This is a genomic window from Flagellimonas oceani (assembly GCF_011068285.1).
Lineage (GTDB): Bacteria > Bacteroidota > Bacteroidia > Flavobacteriales > Flavobacteriaceae > Flagellimonas > Flagellimonas oceani.
On record NZ_CP049616.1, the window covers coordinates 3,985,181 to 4,000,618 of the forward strand.

General features: G+C 44.1%; 16 protein-coding genes. 2 read left to right on the forward strand and 14 right to left on the reverse strand.

Features of this window, described 5'->3' with window-relative positions; all coding sequences use genetic code 11:
* Positions 1–697: 697 nt before the first annotated feature.
* The 12 genes from GVT53_RS18030 to hemA all read right to left on the reverse strand — a co-directional run bounded on the left by GVT53_RS18030 (position 698) and on the right by hemA (position 11,565).
* Entirely contained in the window at positions 698–1,411 is a 714-nt protein-coding gene (locus tag GVT53_RS18030) for a 3'-5' exonuclease (RefSeq protein ID WP_166249873.1), read from the reverse strand.
* A gap of 9 nt (positions 1,412–1,420) precedes the next feature.
* Complete coding sequence (locus GVT53_RS18035) at positions 1,421–1,891, reverse strand: methylated-DNA--[protein]-cysteine S-methyltransferase (protein ID WP_166249874.1); 471 nt, start codon at positions 1,889–1,891, stop codon at positions 1,421–1,423.
* Entirely contained in the window at positions 1,891–3,012 is a 1,122-nt protein-coding gene (locus tag GVT53_RS18040; RefSeq protein WP_166249875.1) for a CNNM domain-containing protein, read from the reverse strand. The genes GVT53_RS18035 and GVT53_RS18040 overlap by 1 nt, the downstream gene beginning before the upstream one ends.
* A 39-nt stretch (positions 3,013–3,051) precedes the next feature.
* The gene (locus GVT53_RS18045) at positions 3,052–4,359 is read right to left on the reverse strand and encodes a serine hydrolase domain-containing protein (protein ID WP_166249876.1); all 1,308 of its coding nucleotides are present in this window, start codon (positions 4,357–4,359) and stop codon (positions 3,052–3,054) included.
* A gap of 12 nt (positions 4,360–4,371) precedes the next feature.
* A complete protein-coding gene (gene hemB / locus GVT53_RS18050) occupies positions 4,372–5,361 on the reverse strand; it encodes a porphobilinogen synthase (protein WP_166249877.1) in 990 nt (329 codons plus the stop codon).
* 68 nt (positions 5,362–5,429) lie between these two features.
* On the reverse strand, positions 5,430–6,218 hold the full coding sequence (locus GVT53_RS18055) for a PhzF family phenazine biosynthesis protein (RefSeq protein WP_166249878.1): 789 nt from the start codon (positions 6,216–6,218) through the stop codon (positions 5,430–5,432).
* Positions 6,219–6,246: 28 nt separating this feature from the next.
* Positions 6,247–7,149, reverse strand: a complete 903-nt coding sequence (gene hemF, locus GVT53_RS18060; protein WP_166249879.1) for an oxygen-dependent coproporphyrinogen oxidase — start codon at positions 7,147–7,149, stop codon at positions 6,247–6,249.
* A complete protein-coding gene (locus GVT53_RS18065; RefSeq protein ID WP_166249880.1) occupies positions 7,146–7,637 on the reverse strand; it encodes a DUF6973 domain-containing protein in 492 nt (163 codons plus the stop codon). The genes hemF and GVT53_RS18065 overlap by 4 nt, the downstream gene beginning before the upstream one ends.
* Positions 7,634–8,659, reverse strand: coding sequence for a uroporphyrinogen decarboxylase (hemE, locus tag GVT53_RS18070; protein ID WP_166249881.1), 1,026 nt, complete (start codon positions 8,657–8,659; stop codon positions 7,634–7,636). Before hemE ends, GVT53_RS18065 begins: the two co-directional genes overlap by 4 nt.
* A gap of 38 nt (positions 8,660–8,697) precedes the next feature.
* A complete protein-coding gene (locus GVT53_RS18075) occupies positions 8,698–9,408 on the reverse strand; it encodes a uroporphyrinogen-III synthase (protein ID WP_166249882.1) in 711 nt (236 codons plus the stop codon).
* Positions 9,386–10,312, reverse strand: coding sequence for a hydroxymethylbilane synthase (gene hemC, locus GVT53_RS18080; protein ID WP_166249883.1), 927 nt, complete (start codon positions 10,310–10,312; stop codon positions 9,386–9,388). The genes GVT53_RS18075 and hemC overlap by 23 nt, the downstream gene beginning before the upstream one ends.
* Positions 10,309–11,565 carry a glutamyl-tRNA reductase gene (gene hemA, locus GVT53_RS18085; RefSeq protein WP_166250532.1) on the reverse strand — a complete coding sequence of 419 codons (1,257 nt, stop codon included), beginning with the start codon at positions 11,563–11,565 and terminating at the stop codon, positions 10,309–10,311. Before hemA ends, hemC begins: the two co-directional genes overlap by 4 nt.
* Positions 11,566–11,775: 210 nt before the next feature.
* On the opposite strand from hemA, the gene GVT53_RS18090 reads away from it, so the two are divergent.
* Positions 11,776–12,654: a helix-turn-helix transcriptional regulator gene (locus GVT53_RS18090; RefSeq protein ID WP_166249884.1), complete on the forward strand. Its 879-nt coding sequence runs from the start codon at positions 11,776–11,778 to the stop codon at positions 12,652–12,654.
* An 11-nt stretch (positions 12,655–12,665) separates the two neighbouring features.
* A complete protein-coding gene (locus tag GVT53_RS18095) occupies positions 12,666–13,424 on the forward strand; it encodes a ThuA domain-containing protein (protein WP_166249885.1) in 759 nt (252 codons plus the stop codon).
* Here GVT53_RS18095 and GVT53_RS18100 read toward each other — a convergent pair.
* Both GVT53_RS18100 and GVT53_RS18105 read right to left on the reverse strand, forming a co-directional pair.
* A complete protein-coding gene (locus GVT53_RS18100; protein ID WP_166249886.1) occupies positions 13,410–14,261 on the reverse strand; it encodes an N-acetylmuramoyl-L-alanine amidase-like domain-containing protein in 852 nt (283 codons plus the stop codon). The two genes, GVT53_RS18095 and GVT53_RS18100, sit on opposite strands and share 15 nt — an antisense overlap.
* Entirely contained in the window at positions 14,251–15,321 is a 1,071-nt protein-coding gene (locus tag GVT53_RS18105) for a mechanosensitive ion channel family protein (RefSeq protein ID WP_166249887.1), read from the reverse strand. Before GVT53_RS18105 ends, GVT53_RS18100 begins: the two co-directional genes overlap by 11 nt.
* Between the last annotated feature and the right edge of the window lie 117 nt (positions 15,322–15,438).

Here is a 15,438-nt window from a genome sequence, read left to right on the forward strand (position 1 = left end):
AAGACTTCCGATTTGGCATCATGTCGCTTCGACTACCTGCCCGTCCGGCAGGCGGGCGCTCAGCGACCATTTTCTCATTACTCAATACTCAATACTGCGTACTGATTTCTGACCTCCGACCTCTGACTTCCGATTTGGCATCACGTCGCTTCGAATACGCTCAGCGACCATTTCCTCAATACTCAATACTGCGTACTGATTTCTGATTTCTGACTTCAGACCTCCGATTTGGCATCATGTCGCTTCGACTAAGCTCAGCGGCCGAGCTTCTGACTTCTGAAATCTTCATCCAGAGTTCGTGATAATTCGTGGAATTCGTGTCAGTTCAATGAACGGTTTACAATGAACAATGAACAATGAACAATGGGCGGGTTGGGTGGAATCAAGAGCCAAGACGCAAGACAAAGGACGAAGGACGAAGGACAAAAGAGCAAAGATTCAAGAACCAAGATATCCGATTTGGCATCATGTCGCTTCGGCTACGCTCAGCGACCATTTTCTCAATACTCAATACTGCGTACTGATTTCTGACCTCTGACTTCCGGTTTGGCATCATGTCGCTTCGACTCCGCTCAGCGACCATTTTCTCATTACTCAATACTGCGTACTGCGTACTGATTTCTGACTTCTGACCTCCGACTTCTGACTTCCGACTTCTGACCTCCGACTTCTGACTTCCGACTTCTGACTTCTAAAATCAAACCTTTTTAATTTCATCATCCGTCAAAAGTTCCTCGTTGCGCAGTCGCAAGAAAACTTGTGCGGTGGTCACCACATCCAGTTCGCAATAGGTGATGATGCGGTCAATATCATTTTCCTTGTAGAATACATCCTTTACCATGCTGCCGTCCATATCTTCTTTGGGAGAGGGGATTCCCAATACATACGACAGCAGTTTTAAGGAGGTGTAATGTTTATAGTCACCGAATTTCCAAAGCTCCATCGTGTCCAAATGGGGGACTTCCCATGGCTTTTTTCCGAACAAATCGAGTTTATAGGGCAGATTGATGCCGTTTATGATCATTCTGCGGGCGATATACGGAAAATCGAACTCCTTGCCGTTGTGCGCGCACAAAAGGTGCTTGGTTTGGCTAAAATGGTCTTGCAGGAGTTGTTTGAACTGCTTTAGGATTTGGGTTTCATCACCTTGAAAGGAGGTCACCCTAAAATTTCGGTGTTCGCCCTTATGGACAAAATAGCCCACGGAGATACATACAATTTTACCGAATTCGGCCCAAATGCCGGCGCGGTCGTAAAATTCTTCCGGGGTGAACTCGTCTTTGCGCTGGTACTGCGTTTTCTGTTCCCATAAAAGTTGGGCGGTTTCGTCCAGATCGGAGAAATTTTCGTGTTGGGGTACGGTCTCGATATCCAAAAAAAGGATATGCTCCAGGTTAAGTTTATAAAGCATGGCAAAAAATTAAAAAAGAGTCGTCTGCTTGGCAGGACTCTCGTGTTCCAATAACCATTTTTTTCTATGCAGTCCACCTGCATAGCCTGTGAGGTCTCCGTTGGTTCCAATTACACGATGACAGGGAACCACAATCCAAAGTGGATTTTTGCCATTGGCCGAGGCTACTGCACGAATGGCCTTTACGTCACCGAGTTGTTTGGAAAGTTCCAAATAAGAAATGGTTTTTCCAAAGGGAATTTTTAAAAGCGCATCCCAAACTTTTTTCTGAAAATCGGTTCCGGACGGATTCAATTTAAGGTTAAATACCGTTCGGTCTCCATTAAAATATTCTTCAAACTGCTTTGCAGCATCCTTTAAAACATCAGGAATTGTACCGTTTGGTTTATTGTCTTCCAAAACGGTTACGGAAGATAGTCCAAGCGTATCTCCTTTCAACTCTGCTGTTCCGATAGGTGTCTGTACGTAAGCAGTTTCCATCACTCTATTTCATTATCATCTTCAATAATCCCCAAACGCTTTGCGCGTGCGCTCCAGTTCTTTCGGGCAAGCTTTTGGAGGTCTTCCACGTTGTCACTTTCGTCCATGATCTCGAATCCGAGCAAGGTTTCTATCACGTCTTCCATGGTCACCAGCCCGCTTACCGAACCGTACTCGTCGACCACCAAAGAAATGTGTTCCCGCTTCTGCACAAATTTTTTGAAAAGTTCATTGATGGATTTGCTTCGGTTGGTCACCAACAATTCCCTGCGGATGGTGGCCAAGGTTTCACTTCCCTTTTTGTTGATGATGGCCTCTAGCATTTCATCTTTTAAAACAAAGCCGGTAATGTTGTCCATACGATCTTTGTACAAGGGGATTCTGGAAAACCGCAGTGGTCGGTTTTTTTCAAAAAACACCTTTATCGGCGTGTCTTCTGAGGCAACTTTCATTACCGTTCTTGGGGTCATTACGTCCCGCGCCAGGATTTCATCAAAATAAAGCAGGTTTTTGATCATCTTGGATTCCGATTCCTTGAAAACACCTTCTTCGTGGGCGATTTCCGTCATCGCACTAAAATCTTCCCGGCTCAATACGCTGCCGTGCTCTCCTTTGGCACCGACCAGTTTGGTGAAGAGCTGCAACAACCACAACAGCCCCGTCCATTTTAGGATGAACACCATAATGGTGAGCGCTTTGCTGGTAAAGTTGGCCAGTTGCTTCCAAAAAGTGGCGCCAATGGTCTTGGGAATGATTTCGGAGGCCACCAAGATCAGTATCGTCATTAGGGTGGATACAATGCCCACCATCAAATCTTCGGTCAGTGAAAATCCAAAAATGGTTCGCTCCGTGGTTCCATACATTTCAGCATAAGCAACTTTTGCCTGTACCCCTACCAAAATGGCACCCACGGTATGGGCAACGGTGTTGAGGGTAAGGATGGCAATGAGCGGTTTGTCCACATCTTTTTTAAGGGTTTCCAATGTGGCGGCATACTCTTTTCCCTCCTGCTTTTTCACATTGATGAAGGTTGGGGTGATACTCAAGAGCACCGCCTCCAAAATGGAGCATAAAAAGGAAAAGAAAATAGAAATAAGGGCGTAAAAAATCAGTAGTCCCATAAATGGTTATTGCTTGAGTACCAAGATAGGGAATAGGAATTAATTTTGAATGTTTAATCCCGCCGCTTTATAAAAAACATCTTGAAGTGCGGTTCGGATATTTAAATCATACAATTGGCGGTGGCTTCTGGACGGGTATACCCGGTTGGATAGAAAAATAAAGGTCAGCCTGTTTTCAGGGTCGGCCCAAACAAAGGTTCCCGTGAAACCGGAATGTCCAAAACTTTTGGGACTTGCCAAAGGGGAGGGGTAGGCTTCTTCCAAAGGAAGCTTGGCGTTATCGAGCAAGGGTTTGTCAAATCCCAATCCACGGCGGTTTTCGTTTTCGGGATACTGTACTTCGGTAAATTCTTTCACGGTTTCGGCAGCAATCAGCTGTTTGCCGTCCACCTTGCCATAATTTTGATAAAAGAGCATCAATTTGGCCAAATCATCCGCCGTACCGAACAATCCCGCGTTGCCGGAAACACCTCCTTTGAGCGATGCATTTTCGTCGTGCACCCAACCTTTTACCAAGGTTTTTCGGAAGAGTGAATCCATTTCGGTGGGGACGATGGCGTTCACGTAGTTGTTTTCTTTGGGCAGATAGCCCAAGGTGTGACATCCCAAAGGCTGATAGAAATTTTCATCCAAATATCTTTGATAATCGGTTCCTGTGAGCTGTTCTATCAAACTTGGAAAGATGAGAAACGTGAGCCCTGAATACTTGTATTTCTTTTCATCCGAAACCTTGGAGCGGTTGATGATACGGTTCATCTTTCGCTCGAACCGATTGTTGATGTAGAGCCCATCATACACTTGCCCTTGAAATCTTTTACCGGATGAACGGTGCACAAACCTTCTTTTAATTTGGCCATTCTTCCGAAACACTTTCTGTAAAAACACAATGTAGGGAACCAAACCTGCCTGATGCGCCAAAATTTCCCGAAGCGTGAGGTCTTTTTTGTCTTTTCGGTGCCGCCAAGGCTTCCAATAGGTGCTGAAAGGTTGATTCAAATCCAGTTTTCCTTCGTCCACCAATTTCATTAAGGCGGGCAACGGCCCAGAAATTTTGGTGACGGAGGCCAAATCGTACAGGTCGTTCAAAGCCACGGGTTGAATGCTGTCGTAGGTGTGGAAACCGTAGGCTTTATGAAAAATGACAGTATCGTTTTTGGCCACCAAGAGTTGTGCCCCGGGAAAAGCCAAGCTATCGATGCCCATTTCCATAATGGAATCCACCTTTTTATTGATGAAAGCTTCATCGAAACCCAATTTTGAGGGCAAGGCGTGGATTAGTTCGCGTTGCGCAAATGCAGAGGGCATCACTAAAGTGATGAAGAGGAACGAAGCCACCAGTTTTTTCATTTGGTCGAGGTTTTAGCCCAAAGTTCGAATAAAATCCTTTGCAAAATAACTGGCAATAATGTCGGCACCGGCCCTTTTAATGGCCGTAAGCTGTTCCAACATCACGGCGTCGTGGTCCAACCAGCCTTTTTCCGCGGCGGCTTTTACCATCGCATACTCTCCGGAAACCTGGTACACGGCAACCGGAACTTCTACTTCGTTTTTGATTTCCCGAACAATGTCCAAATAGCACAAACCCGGTTTTACCATCACGATATCCGCACCTTCGTCAATATCCATTTGGGTTTCCTTGATGGCTTCATACCGATTGGCATAATCCATTTGATAGGTTTTTTTATCCTTGGGCACATTGGCGATATCCACGGGAGCGGAATCCAAAGCATCCCGGAACGGACCATAAAAGGCGCTGGCATACTTGGCGGAATAGGCCATAATCCCCGTGTTGAGGAAGCCTTCATCTTCCAAGGCTTCACGAATCGTAAGGATTCTGCCGTCCATCATATCACTGGGGGCCACAAAATCGGCCCCTGCCTTGGCGTGGGACACGCTCATTTCCGCTAGCAATTCAGCCGTTTCATCGTTCAAGATTTGTCCTTCGGCTACAATGCCATCGTGTCCGTAGGAAGAAAACGGGTCCAAGGCAACATCGGTCATAACCAACATCTGCGGACAGGCATTTTTCACGGTTTTTATGGCACGTTGCATCAAACCATTGGGGTTGAGCGCTTCGGTTCCTTTGTTATCCTTCAGTTTATCATCGACCTTTACAAAAAGAAGGACGGAGCACAAGCCCATTTTCCAAAGTTCCTTCACTTCTTTCTCCAAATTGTCCAAACTCAGCCTAAAATAGTTGGGCATAGAAGGTATTTCTTCCTTGATTCCCTTGCCTTCGGTCACGAACAAGGGCACCAAAAAGTCATCGGGTGATAATGTGGTTTCCCGAACCAATCTTCTAATGGATTCGGATGCGCGAAGTCTTCTGTTTCTTATGAGTGGGTACATATATTTAGTTTTAAGCTGTAAGCCTTAAGCTTCAAGCTGTTTCGTTTAAGTTTTAGTGATGTGCTGATTCATATATCGATCTCGCCAGTTAAATAAAGCACGGCCTTACCCGAAATTTTAACGCGCTCGCCCAAATATTCGCAGACCAAGTCACCTCCTCGTTGGGAAAGTTGTTTGGCCGTCATTTTGGTTTTGTCCAAAACTTCTGCCCAATATGGCGATAATGAAGTGTGGGCGGAACCGGTCACTGGGTCTTCGGGAATGCCGCAAGCGGGAGCAAAAAAACGGGAAACAAAATCCACTTCGTCCCCTGGTGCGGTTACGATAACGCCACGAACATCCAATTTTCCAAGCAAATGATGGTTGGGTTCAATGGCTTCAATTTCCTTTTGTGATTGATACACCATCATATAATCCGTTTTGCCCTTCAGGGTTTTTATGGGGGCTTGCCCGATGGCCGTGTCCAACTCTTCAATATTTTGAATGGCAATCAGATTATCAGTTGGAAAATCCAAAGTCAACCAACCATTGTCCGCCTTGTTCACGGTGAGGTTTCCACTTCGGCTTGAATAAAACTGAATGGTATTTTTTTCAAACTCATAAAAATGAAAGAGCACAAAAGCAGTTGCCAGTGTCGCGTGTCCGCAAAGGTCCACTTCCACTTCGGGGGTAAACCAGCGAATTTCATATTGCCTGTCTTTTTTGACGGCAAAGGCGGTTTCTGCCAAGTTGTTCTCCTGCGCGATTTTTTGCATCAATTCTGGGCTCAACCACGAATCCAAAATACAGACCGCGGCCGGATTTCCGCCGAATGTCTGGCTGGTAAATGCATCTATTTGATAAATTTTCTGTCTCATAGGCTTGGTTTCAAGGCAAAGCTACGGATTAAACCCAATTTTTTGGATTTTGCAGCACTGCTATCAACTGCTCTTCCTCACTTCCTTTTTCTGGATGATGGTCATATCGCCATTGTACGTGCGGAGGCAGACTCATCAAAATACTTTCAATACGGCCGTTGGTTTTTAGGCCGAACAGGGTGCCTTTATCGTGCACTAAATTAAATTCCACATAACGGCCCCGCCTAATTTCTTGCCAGTCGCGCTGTTCTTTGGAGTAGGGAAGGTCCTTTCTTTTCTCGACAATAGGTGCGTAGGCATCCAAAAAACTGTCACCGACCTCGGTCACAAAATTGTACCAATCTTCCATATTGGTCTCTTCGGTTGCCTTGCAATAATCAAAGAACAATCCACCGATACCACGGGCTTCGTTGCGATGGGCGTTCCAGAAGTATTCGTCGCACTTCGTTTTATATGTTGGATAAAATTCAGAATTGTGTGCATCACAAGCTTTTTTGCAGACCGTATGAAAGTGGGCTGCATCCTCATCGAACAAATAGTAGGGGGTGAGGTCCTGACCGCCGCCAAACCATTGATCTACGATGTTGCCTTGTTTATCGTACATCTCAAAATAGCGCCAATTGGCGTGCACAGTTGGAACCATTGGACTTTTAGGGTGAATCACCAAACTGAGGCCACAGGCAAAGAAATCCACATCTTCCACTCCAAAGTAGTTCTGCATACTTTTGGGTAGGGGACCGTGAACTTTGGAAATATTGACACCACCTTTTTCAAAAACAGTCCCATTTTCAATGACACGTGTTCTGCCACCGCCACCTTCTTCACGTTCCCAAAAATCTTGTTGAAACTTGGCGGTTCCGTCCATTTCTTCCAGTTTTGAAGTAATGCTGTCCTGTAATTGTTGAATGTATGCGTAAAATTTATCTTTCATTGTTCCAAAATATGTACCATTCGGTTTTTGTATTCAGAAAGTATGCTGTTCTCATCAATTTTGATGGATTCCAAAGCCATTTGCTTCAATAGTTCAATGACTTCTTGTTCTGATTTATCTGTATTTTGTTCAAAAATGAAGCGCCCCACTTCGTTATTGTGCAAATCCATTTCCCTTGGCAATTTTTTGTTCGGAAATGAATCCTCGTGCCAATCGGTGACTTTTTTGGCCCACGCCAAAACGGTTTCCTTATTTTGCTGCCATTTAAAACACCGTTTGGCAATCAAATAATTCCAAAAGGCGTGTCTAAAAGCATTGGCAGGGCCATTTTTATGATGCAGTTTCCCATAGTTTTTGGTCGATATGGCGATGCAATCCTTTGTGGCTTTAATGGTCGGCCATATAAAGTGAGGACGGCTCAGTCCTATAAAAATAACTTTCAGTATATTTTTAAAATCAACCCGTTTCAGTACTGCAAAAAGGTTCACTCTTGATACTCTTTTACCGCATCAATAAATGCTTTGGCGTGCTCTACGGGAATATGTGGCAAAATACCGTGACCCAAGTTTACAATATATTTATCCTTGCCAAAATCACGAATCATTTGCGTGACCATTTCCTTGATGGTTGATGGGGGCGAAAGCAAGCGAGCAGGATCAAAATTACCTTGAAGGGTAACATTGCCACCTGTCAAGTACCTTGCATTTTGAGCGGAGCACGTCCAATCCACACCTACGGCCGAAGCCCCGGAGTTGGCCATTTCTTTCAAGGCAAACCAGCATCCTTTTCCAAAAACGATTACAGGCGCTTCATCTTTCAATGCATCCACGATTTGCTGAATGTATTTCCAAGAAAACTCTTGATAATCCTGAGGCGAAAGCATCCCGCCCCACGAGTCAAATACTTGAACGGCATTGACACCCGCCTCGACCTTTGCTTTTAGGTACGCGATGGTGGTATCCGTGATTTTTTGAAGCAATTCGTGTGCAGCTTCCGGTTGAGTAAAGCAAAACCCTCTGGCCTTGTCAAAACTCTTGCTTCCCTGGCCTTCGACGCAATAACAAAGCAATGTCCACGGAGAACCTGCAAATCCGATCAAGGGAACTTCATCATTCAATTTTTCCTTGGTCATTGTAATGGCATCCATCACATAGCCCAAAGTGTCCTGGATATCGGGCACGATTACTTTGTCCAAATCAGCTTGCGAGCGGATAGGGTTGGGGAGATAAGGTCCAAAATTCGGTTTCATCTGCACTTCGATGTCCATAGCCTGGGGAATCACCAAAATATCGCTGAACAAAATCGCGGCATCCATTCCATATCGGCGAATGGGCTGTACGGTAATTTCCGAAGCCAATTCTGGGGTCTGGCAACGGGTAAAGAAATCGTATTTTTTACGGAGTTCCATAAACTCGGGCAAATAACGCCCTGCCTGTCGCATCATCCACACGGGCGGACGTTCGACGGTTTCGCCTTTCAAAGCTTTTAGGAACAAGTCGTTTTTTATCATAGATTTTAATTTGTCATTCCTGAGAAGGCAGGAATCTTTTAATTGTTTTTTCGATGTTGAAAGGTGCTTCGACTCCGCTCAGCATCCGTTTGTATTGATAACTCTTTAATCGCCTGCACCAACACATTTTCCACAGTCGGTTTGTTGGCAATGATTATATTTTTTGAATGTTTTTGAGCTTCAGCAGCTGTGGTCTCTCCGATACAGAACAAGATGCCGTTCCCTAATGAGTTTTCCAAAAGATAACTTCGGATGCCACTTGGACTAAAGAACAGAACACCATCAAAATCCCTTTGAAACGCCTTTGGATTTAAATGGGTTCGGTAAACTTCCAATTCTTTATACTGAACGTTATTTTTCGCTAAAGTATCAGGGAGTTCATCCCTTCTCTTGTTGCCGCAAAGAAATATAAAAGACTCATTTTGATGGTCTTTCACAAGAATTTTGGCCAATTCTGATGCGTTTTGAACCATTTCAACCACTTTTGCGCCATTTTCTTCCAAAAGTGCTTTTGTTTTTTCACCCACACAGTAGGCGCGGAAATTTGATTTCTCGTGACCCTCGGATTGATTCAAAAATACCTTAACGGCATTCTTACTTGTGAAAATATAGTTGTTGTAAGTGAACGGGATTTTTACATCCAACAGCTCAATTTTTAGGGCATCGTACTCCACCAATCCCAAACCAGAATTTAGAAAAAGCTCCTTTTGGGACGGACTCAACATTTTAGTGGACAGTACTGTTTTCATTTCTGATTTCTTGCATCAATTTGTCGCCTCCTTTTTGCAACACTTCTTGGGCGCTTGCTTTTCCTAGGTTTTTGGCATCCGATAGCTTTGCTTCTTTTTTGATTTCGATTTTCTGCTTTCCATCCAAAGAGAAAACAACACCTTCAAAATAAACCATATGGTCTTTTATTTGCGCCAAAGCGCCAATCGGAGCAGTACAGCCACCTTCCAAAGTGCGCAAGAATTCACGCTCAATAGTAGTACTGATTTCAGTTTCGGAATGGTTGAGTTTGTCCAATGCTTCTTTGGTGAAATCGTCCTCTTCCTTGGCCACGACCAACATCGCACCTTGCGCTGGGGCGGGAATCATCCAATCCAATTGAATGGCATCTTTGGGCAATAGTTTGATGCGTTCCAATCCGGCCTGTGCAAAAATGGCGCCTTGCCAATCGTTTTCAATGAGTTTTAGGAGCCTGGTGTTTACATTTCCCCTAAGATCAACCACTTTGTGGTTGGGATATTTGTTCAGCCACTGGGCTTTTCGGCGCAAACTGCCTGTGGCAATGGTGGCAGGTTGGTCGTTTTCCAAAAAATTGGACCCTTTGTGAACCAAAATATCGTAGGTCATCGCGCGCTCCAAAACCGCAACTTGTACTATTCCTTTCGGCAGCTTGGTGGGCACATCTTTCATAGAGTGTACCGCAATGTCAATGTCTCCTTTGAGCAGGGCAACATCCAAGGTCTTGGTAAAAATGCCCGTAACGCCCAACTCGTAAAGTGGCTTGTCCAATACTTGGTCTCCCAAAGATTTGGTCGGCACCAAAATGGTGTCGTACCCAAGTGCTTCCAGCTTTTGTTGCACGGTGGTGGCTTGCCACAGCGCCAATTCGCTGTCGCGGGTTCCAATGCGGATTATTTTGCTCATTTGGAGTGGAGTTCTAGCTGAAATACTTTCTGGATCAGTTCCAGACTGTCATCGGTATCCACCTCGTTGCTCTTTAAGTGGTTGGCAAACTGTTTGGTGATTTTTTGGATGATCCGGTCGGAGATAATTTCTGCCTGAAGTTGGTCGAATCCTTCAATTTTTTTGGTCTGAAAATCGATTTCCTCGGTTTTCATCGTGTTCAGTTTGTCCTTGAGTGCATTGATCACAGGGGCAAACTTGCGGGTTTCCAGCCATTTCAGGAAATCCTTTTTTACTTTTTCTATGATAGCCTCCGCTTTGGGAACGTATTCTTTTCGTTTGGTCAAGGTCTCGTCGGTAATCTGCGAGAGTTGATCTAGATGCACCAAGGTCACATTGTCCAGTTCCTTCACATCGTCCGATACATTTTTAGGTACCGAAAGGTCCAACACCAACAAGGGTTTTTTGGGATAGATGAGTGCTTTGGAAACGGTGGGCAATTGGGCACCCGTGGCGACTACAAGAATATCAGCTTTGCGTATCTCGGTTTGCAGATCCCCATAATCCTTTACGGTCAAATGAAATTTGCCCGCAATGTCCTCCGCCTTTTCCCGAGTTCGGTTGATCAATGTAATGTGGGAATTATTGGAATGCTTCACCAGGTTTTCACAGGTATTTCTTCCAATTTTCCCCGTTCCGAACAAGAGGATGTTCTTGTTGGAGATGTCGTCTACATTGTCCAAAATATATTTTACCGAAGCAAAAGCTACGGATGTGGCACCAGAAGATATTTCCGTTTCGTTTTTGATGCGCTTGCTGGCCTGAATCACGGCATTGCACAAACGTTCCAAGAACGGATTGGCCATTTCTTGCTTTTTGGAGCGATAAAAGCCTTGTTTTATTTGGCTGATGATTTCAAAATCGCCCAAAATCTGACTGTCAAGACCAGTTCCCACTTTGAACATATGCGAAATGGCATCGTGGTTTTTGTACACGTAGGCCACTTCCTGAAACTCTTCAACCGTTCCGTGGGTCTCGTCACAAAGCAACTTGATGAGCTGGTAGGGATGTTGCGCAAAACCGTAGAGTTCGGTACGGTTACAAGTAGAGATGGCCAGAAGACCATCAATTCCGATTTCCTTGGCCTTGCCCAAAATATGGTCAATGGCAGGAACATCCAGACTGAACTTTCCTCTAACCTCTGCATCCGCCTTCTTGTAACTCAAACCAACGGCATAGAAGGAATTATGTTTTGAAATATGGTAGTCCCTCATAAAGGATATAAATCGCAGCACAAAAATAACAGGCTTGTAGATCAAAAAATAACGCTAGCGGCACTATAAATAACTGCAAGTGTTATTTTATGGTTTATTTTTCTTAAAATTGGGGTGAAGCATTGTTATTATTGATAAATTTGATGATGAACAATACAATTTAGAGCGATTCTAAATTAACTAAAACGCAAAATCAGATTGAAAACCAATATGAAAAATATCGCTAGCGGTTCTTATGACGAAATTTTGGTCGAGGACGGGATTTATATACTTAAAATTCAAAACGATGCCAAAGAACCTAAACTTATTGAACGTGATATTGACAGCTCTTACATTCAATTTCACTTTTGTTTAAAAGGAAAGTCCAAGTTTAATTTTAACGAGGGAAACTATTATTTGGAGGTCAATGAAGAAAACTCCTTGTTGCTCTACAATACCCAAAAAGATTTGCCTCTGGACTTGGTAGTTTCACCGGGTTCTTGGTTGGTATCCGTAGTGATGACCATCAGAAAGTTTCATTCCCTGTTTTCGGATGAAGCTGATTATATCCCTTTTTTAAGTGATGATAACAAGGAAAAGAAATATTACTCACAGGAAATGGTGTCGCCGGCAACTGCCGTTGTGTTGAGCCAGTTGATGAATTTCAACCTGCATCCATCCGTCAAAAAACTGTATTTAAAAGGCAAGGTCTACGAATTGATCTCGCTCTATTTCAACAAAACCGAGGATGCCGATTTGGAACAATGCCCCTATTTGGCCGATGAGGACAATGTGCGTCGTATCCGTATGGCCAAGGAGATCATGATTTCCCGAATGGCCGAGCCGCCAACATTGGCCGAACTGTCTCAAGAAGTGGGGTTGAGCCTTAAAAAGTTGAAAGAAGGCTTCAAACAGATCTACGGAGACTCCGTATTTGGTTTTTTGTTCGATTATAAAATGGAATATGCCCGCAAAATGTTGGAAACCGGGAAGCACAATGTCAACGAAGTAGGACTAAAGGTCGGGTACAGTACTGCAAGTCATTTTATAGCCTCTTTTAAAAAGAAGTTCGGCACAACACCCAAAAAATACTTAACTTCCAACGTCTAAACAAACAACAAATGAGAATCTTCACATTATCCCTGCTTGCCTTTTGTTTTATGTTTCAAATGGCTGCGCAAGACACACCTACAACCGAATCGGAAGCTAAAAAAATGCCCGAGTTGGTACTGATATTTACAAAAACCAAGGGTTGGAGGCATAAGTCCATAGAAAAAGGAGTGCAGACCTTAAGAGAACTTGGTAGGCAAAACGGCTTTATCGCTTTACAAACGGAATCAGGGGAGGATTTTACAGCATCAAACCTTAAAAATTACAAACTTGTTGTGTTTTTAAGCACCACGTTGGATGTGTTGAACGACGCACAGCAACGTGCATTTGAATCGTACATAAAAGGAGGAGGTGCTTTTTTGGGCATTCATGCCGCATCGGATACCGAATTTGATTGGCCTTGGTACGGTAAGTTGGTCGGGGGTTATTTTGTGAGCCATCCCAACGACCCCAACGTCCGGCAGGCAAAAATTGATGTGGTGAGCAAGGCGCATCCGTCCACGGAGCACTTACAGGATTCCTGGACTAGAACCGATGAGTGGTACAACTTTAAGGATTTAAATCCGGACGTTACTGTTTTGCTCAATTTGGATGAGACCACTTACGAAGGCGGAACCAACGGCTCCAATCACCCCATAGCTTGGTATCACGAGTTTGATGGTGGAAGGGCTTTTTACACCGGAGGAGGCCATACCGAAGAGTCCTATGACGAACCCATGTTCCGTCAACACCTTTTGGGAGCGATTGAATGGTGCCTAAAGCGAAAGTAAGGTCGGTCTTGCCACTATGATTCCAATATTGCTCTTGATGTTTTTCAGGTAATCCGCCAAAGGCAATTCTGAGATTTCCACTTCGCCATTTTTGCTTGAAGCGTGCAATAAATGCAATCTTCCATCAGGTTGATGGATGGCGATTCCCGTATGGGTCACGTCCAATCCTTTTATGGAGGTGGCCAAGGCAAGAATGTCTCCCGATTTGATGAGGTGCTCCTTGTCTTCAATTTGATCCTGTGGCAAATAGCAAAGCTTTTCTTTGGCAATTTCTTTTTCCACCGCCAACATGGACTCAAAATTTTCATCACTGGCCAAAAATGGATACAGATTGCGGTGCGTCCCCATAAAATTGATGGGTTTTTCCAGCTCCACGCCACCCAGTTCCGCAGTGATATCTTTTACCAATCCCTTTTTCTCGTTGTTGCGAATCCATTCCGTAAAGTAGTGGAGACGAGAGGGATATCCGTTTAAATCACCATTTCTATACCGAACGGTCTCTAAATTGTCGGTAAAATTCTCAAAAGCTGTCTGCTGGTGCTGCAACATCAAACTGAAAGCCAACACATTTTCCACAAAAGTGGTGCAATCCAGCCCTCCAAAATTCACGACCAAGGTTTCTGTATCGCCGACTTCAAGGGTTTTTTCCACATAGGGCGTTCCCAAAAAGGATTGTCCAACCAAAGCAATGGTATCCCCTAAGTTTGATGCTTTTGTTTGCTCCAAGTCAGCGATTTTGGCCTCAAAAAGTGACTTGTCCTCAGGAGAACAGGTAATTTTTTGTGCATTTACAAAGGCTCCCAACATCAAAAAAGCCGCAATTATCCTAATCTTCATTTTTATCATCTTTACGTTCAACAGTCAATCGGGTGGTTCTCGCAATGCTCTCTGGATAGTTTTCTTGTAAATATTCAATAAGCTTCTCACGGACATGTACCCGCAAATCCCAACCCGTTGGCGAGTCTTTGGCACTTACCAAGGTGCGTATCTCCACATAATTGGGTTTGGTGTCGGTGACTTGCACCACATTTACCTTGCCGTCCCAAAGGTCGGTATTGTTCAAAATTTCAGTTTGCGCTTCCCTGATTTTATCGAACGGAACATTGTAGTCCATATATAAAAATATCGTCCCCAACAGTTCAGAGGACGTCTTGGTCCAGTTTTGGAACGGTTGGTTGATAAAGTAGGGCGTGGGCACTATCAAACGTCTTTTGTCCCAAATGCTCACCACAACATAGGTAAGGGTAATCTCTTCGATGCGGCCCCATTCGCCTTCCACAATGACCACATCATCCAGTTTTATGGGCTGGGCAATGGCAATTTGGATACCTGCCAAAATTGTCCCGATAAACTGCTGTGCCGAAAAACCGATGATGATTCCCGCGACTCCCGCAGAAGCAAAAATACTGATGCCCACTTCGCGGATTTCTTCAAAACTCATCAGCATAAAGCCGGTAGCCAACAGAATTATAATGAAGATAAAAATGCGTTCCAATATAGTGAACTGGGTATAGACCTTTCGTGCCTTTAAATTGTCCGCAACTCCAATGTCATAATTTTGAATGACCGCTTTTTTGATGATTTTGAGCAAAGCGATCATTGCCCAGGCCATGGCAAAAATGAAGAGAATGGTACTTGCTTTTTTAAACCAGTACTCCGCGTCTTCCAAATTTAATAGGTCGCGGAGCGCCTTCATTCGTAGGAGAATTGATATAAAAATCAATACTAATGGGAAGGCCAAGCGCCGAAAAGCACTTTTGGGCAGCAAATATTTAGGATTCTTGCCCAAACGTTTCATTAGGACCGAAGTGCCCCAATACAGAATAATGAGGACAAGCAGGGTCACACCCAAGTAAATGAGCGATTCTTTGGAAACGTTGTCGTAAAAGGACTCCATATTTTCAAAAATAAGGTAGAAAAGTCAAGAAAGTAAGATTGCTTAAACAAAATCGAGAAACATTATTTGGTCATAAGAAAGTATTTTGATGCGGAAAAGGTCAAGTCCACTTCGTGT

Excerpts from the sequence above, each read along its gene's own strand:
- GVT53_RS18040 (WP_166249875.1), bottom strand. The coding sequence starts at position 3,012 with ATGGGACTACTGATTTTTTACGCCCTTATTTCTATTTTCTTTTCCTTT.
- GVT53_RS18055 (WP_166249878.1), bottom strand. The coding sequence starts at position 6,218 with ATGAGACAGAAAATTTATCAAATAGATGCATTTACCAGCCAGACATTC.
- hemF (WP_166249879.1), bottom strand. The coding sequence starts at position 7,149 with ATGAAAGATAAATTTTACGCATACATTCAACAATTACAGGACAGCATT.
- hemB (WP_166249877.1), bottom strand. The coding sequence starts at position 5,361 with ATGTACCCACTCATAAGAAACAGAAGACTTCGCGCATCCGAATCCATT.
- GVT53_RS18095 (WP_166249885.1), top strand. The coding sequence starts at position 12,666 with ATGAGAATCTTCACATTATCCCTGCTTGCCTTTTGTTTTATGTTTCAA.
- GVT53_RS18035 (WP_166249874.1), bottom strand. The coding sequence starts at position 1,891 with ATGGAAACTGCTTACGTACAGACACCTATCGGAACAGCAGAGTTGAAA.
- GVT53_RS18075 (WP_166249882.1), bottom strand. The coding sequence starts at position 9,408 with ATGAAAACAGTACTGTCCACTAAAATGTTGAGTCCGTCCCAAAAGGAG.
- GVT53_RS18100 (WP_166249886.1), bottom strand. The coding sequence starts at position 14,261 with ATGAAGATTAGGATAATTGCGGCTTTTTTGATGTTGGGAGCCTTTGTA.
- GVT53_RS18105 (WP_166249887.1), bottom strand. The coding sequence starts at position 15,321 with ATGGAGTCCTTTTACGACAACGTTTCCAAAGAATCGCTCATTTACTTG.
- hemA (WP_166250532.1), bottom strand. The coding sequence starts at position 11,565 with ATGAGGGACTACCATATTTCAAAACATAATTCCTTCTATGCCGTTGGT.
- GVT53_RS18090 (WP_166249884.1), top strand. The coding sequence starts at position 11,776 with ATGAAAAATATCGCTAGCGGTTCTTATGACGAAATTTTGGTCGAGGAC.
- GVT53_RS18045 (WP_166249876.1), bottom strand. The coding sequence starts at position 4,359 with ATGAAAAAACTGGTGGCTTCGTTCCTCTTCATCACTTTAGTGATGCCC.
- GVT53_RS18030 (WP_166249873.1), bottom strand. The coding sequence starts at position 1,411 with ATGCTTTATAAACTTAACCTGGAGCATATCCTTTTTTTGGATATCGAG.
- hemC (WP_166249883.1), bottom strand. The coding sequence starts at position 10,312 with ATGAGCAAAATAATCCGCATTGGAACCCGCGACAGCGAATTGGCGCTG.
- hemE (WP_166249881.1), bottom strand. The coding sequence starts at position 8,659 with ATGATAAAAAACGACTTGTTCCTAAAAGCTTTGAAAGGCGAAACCGTC.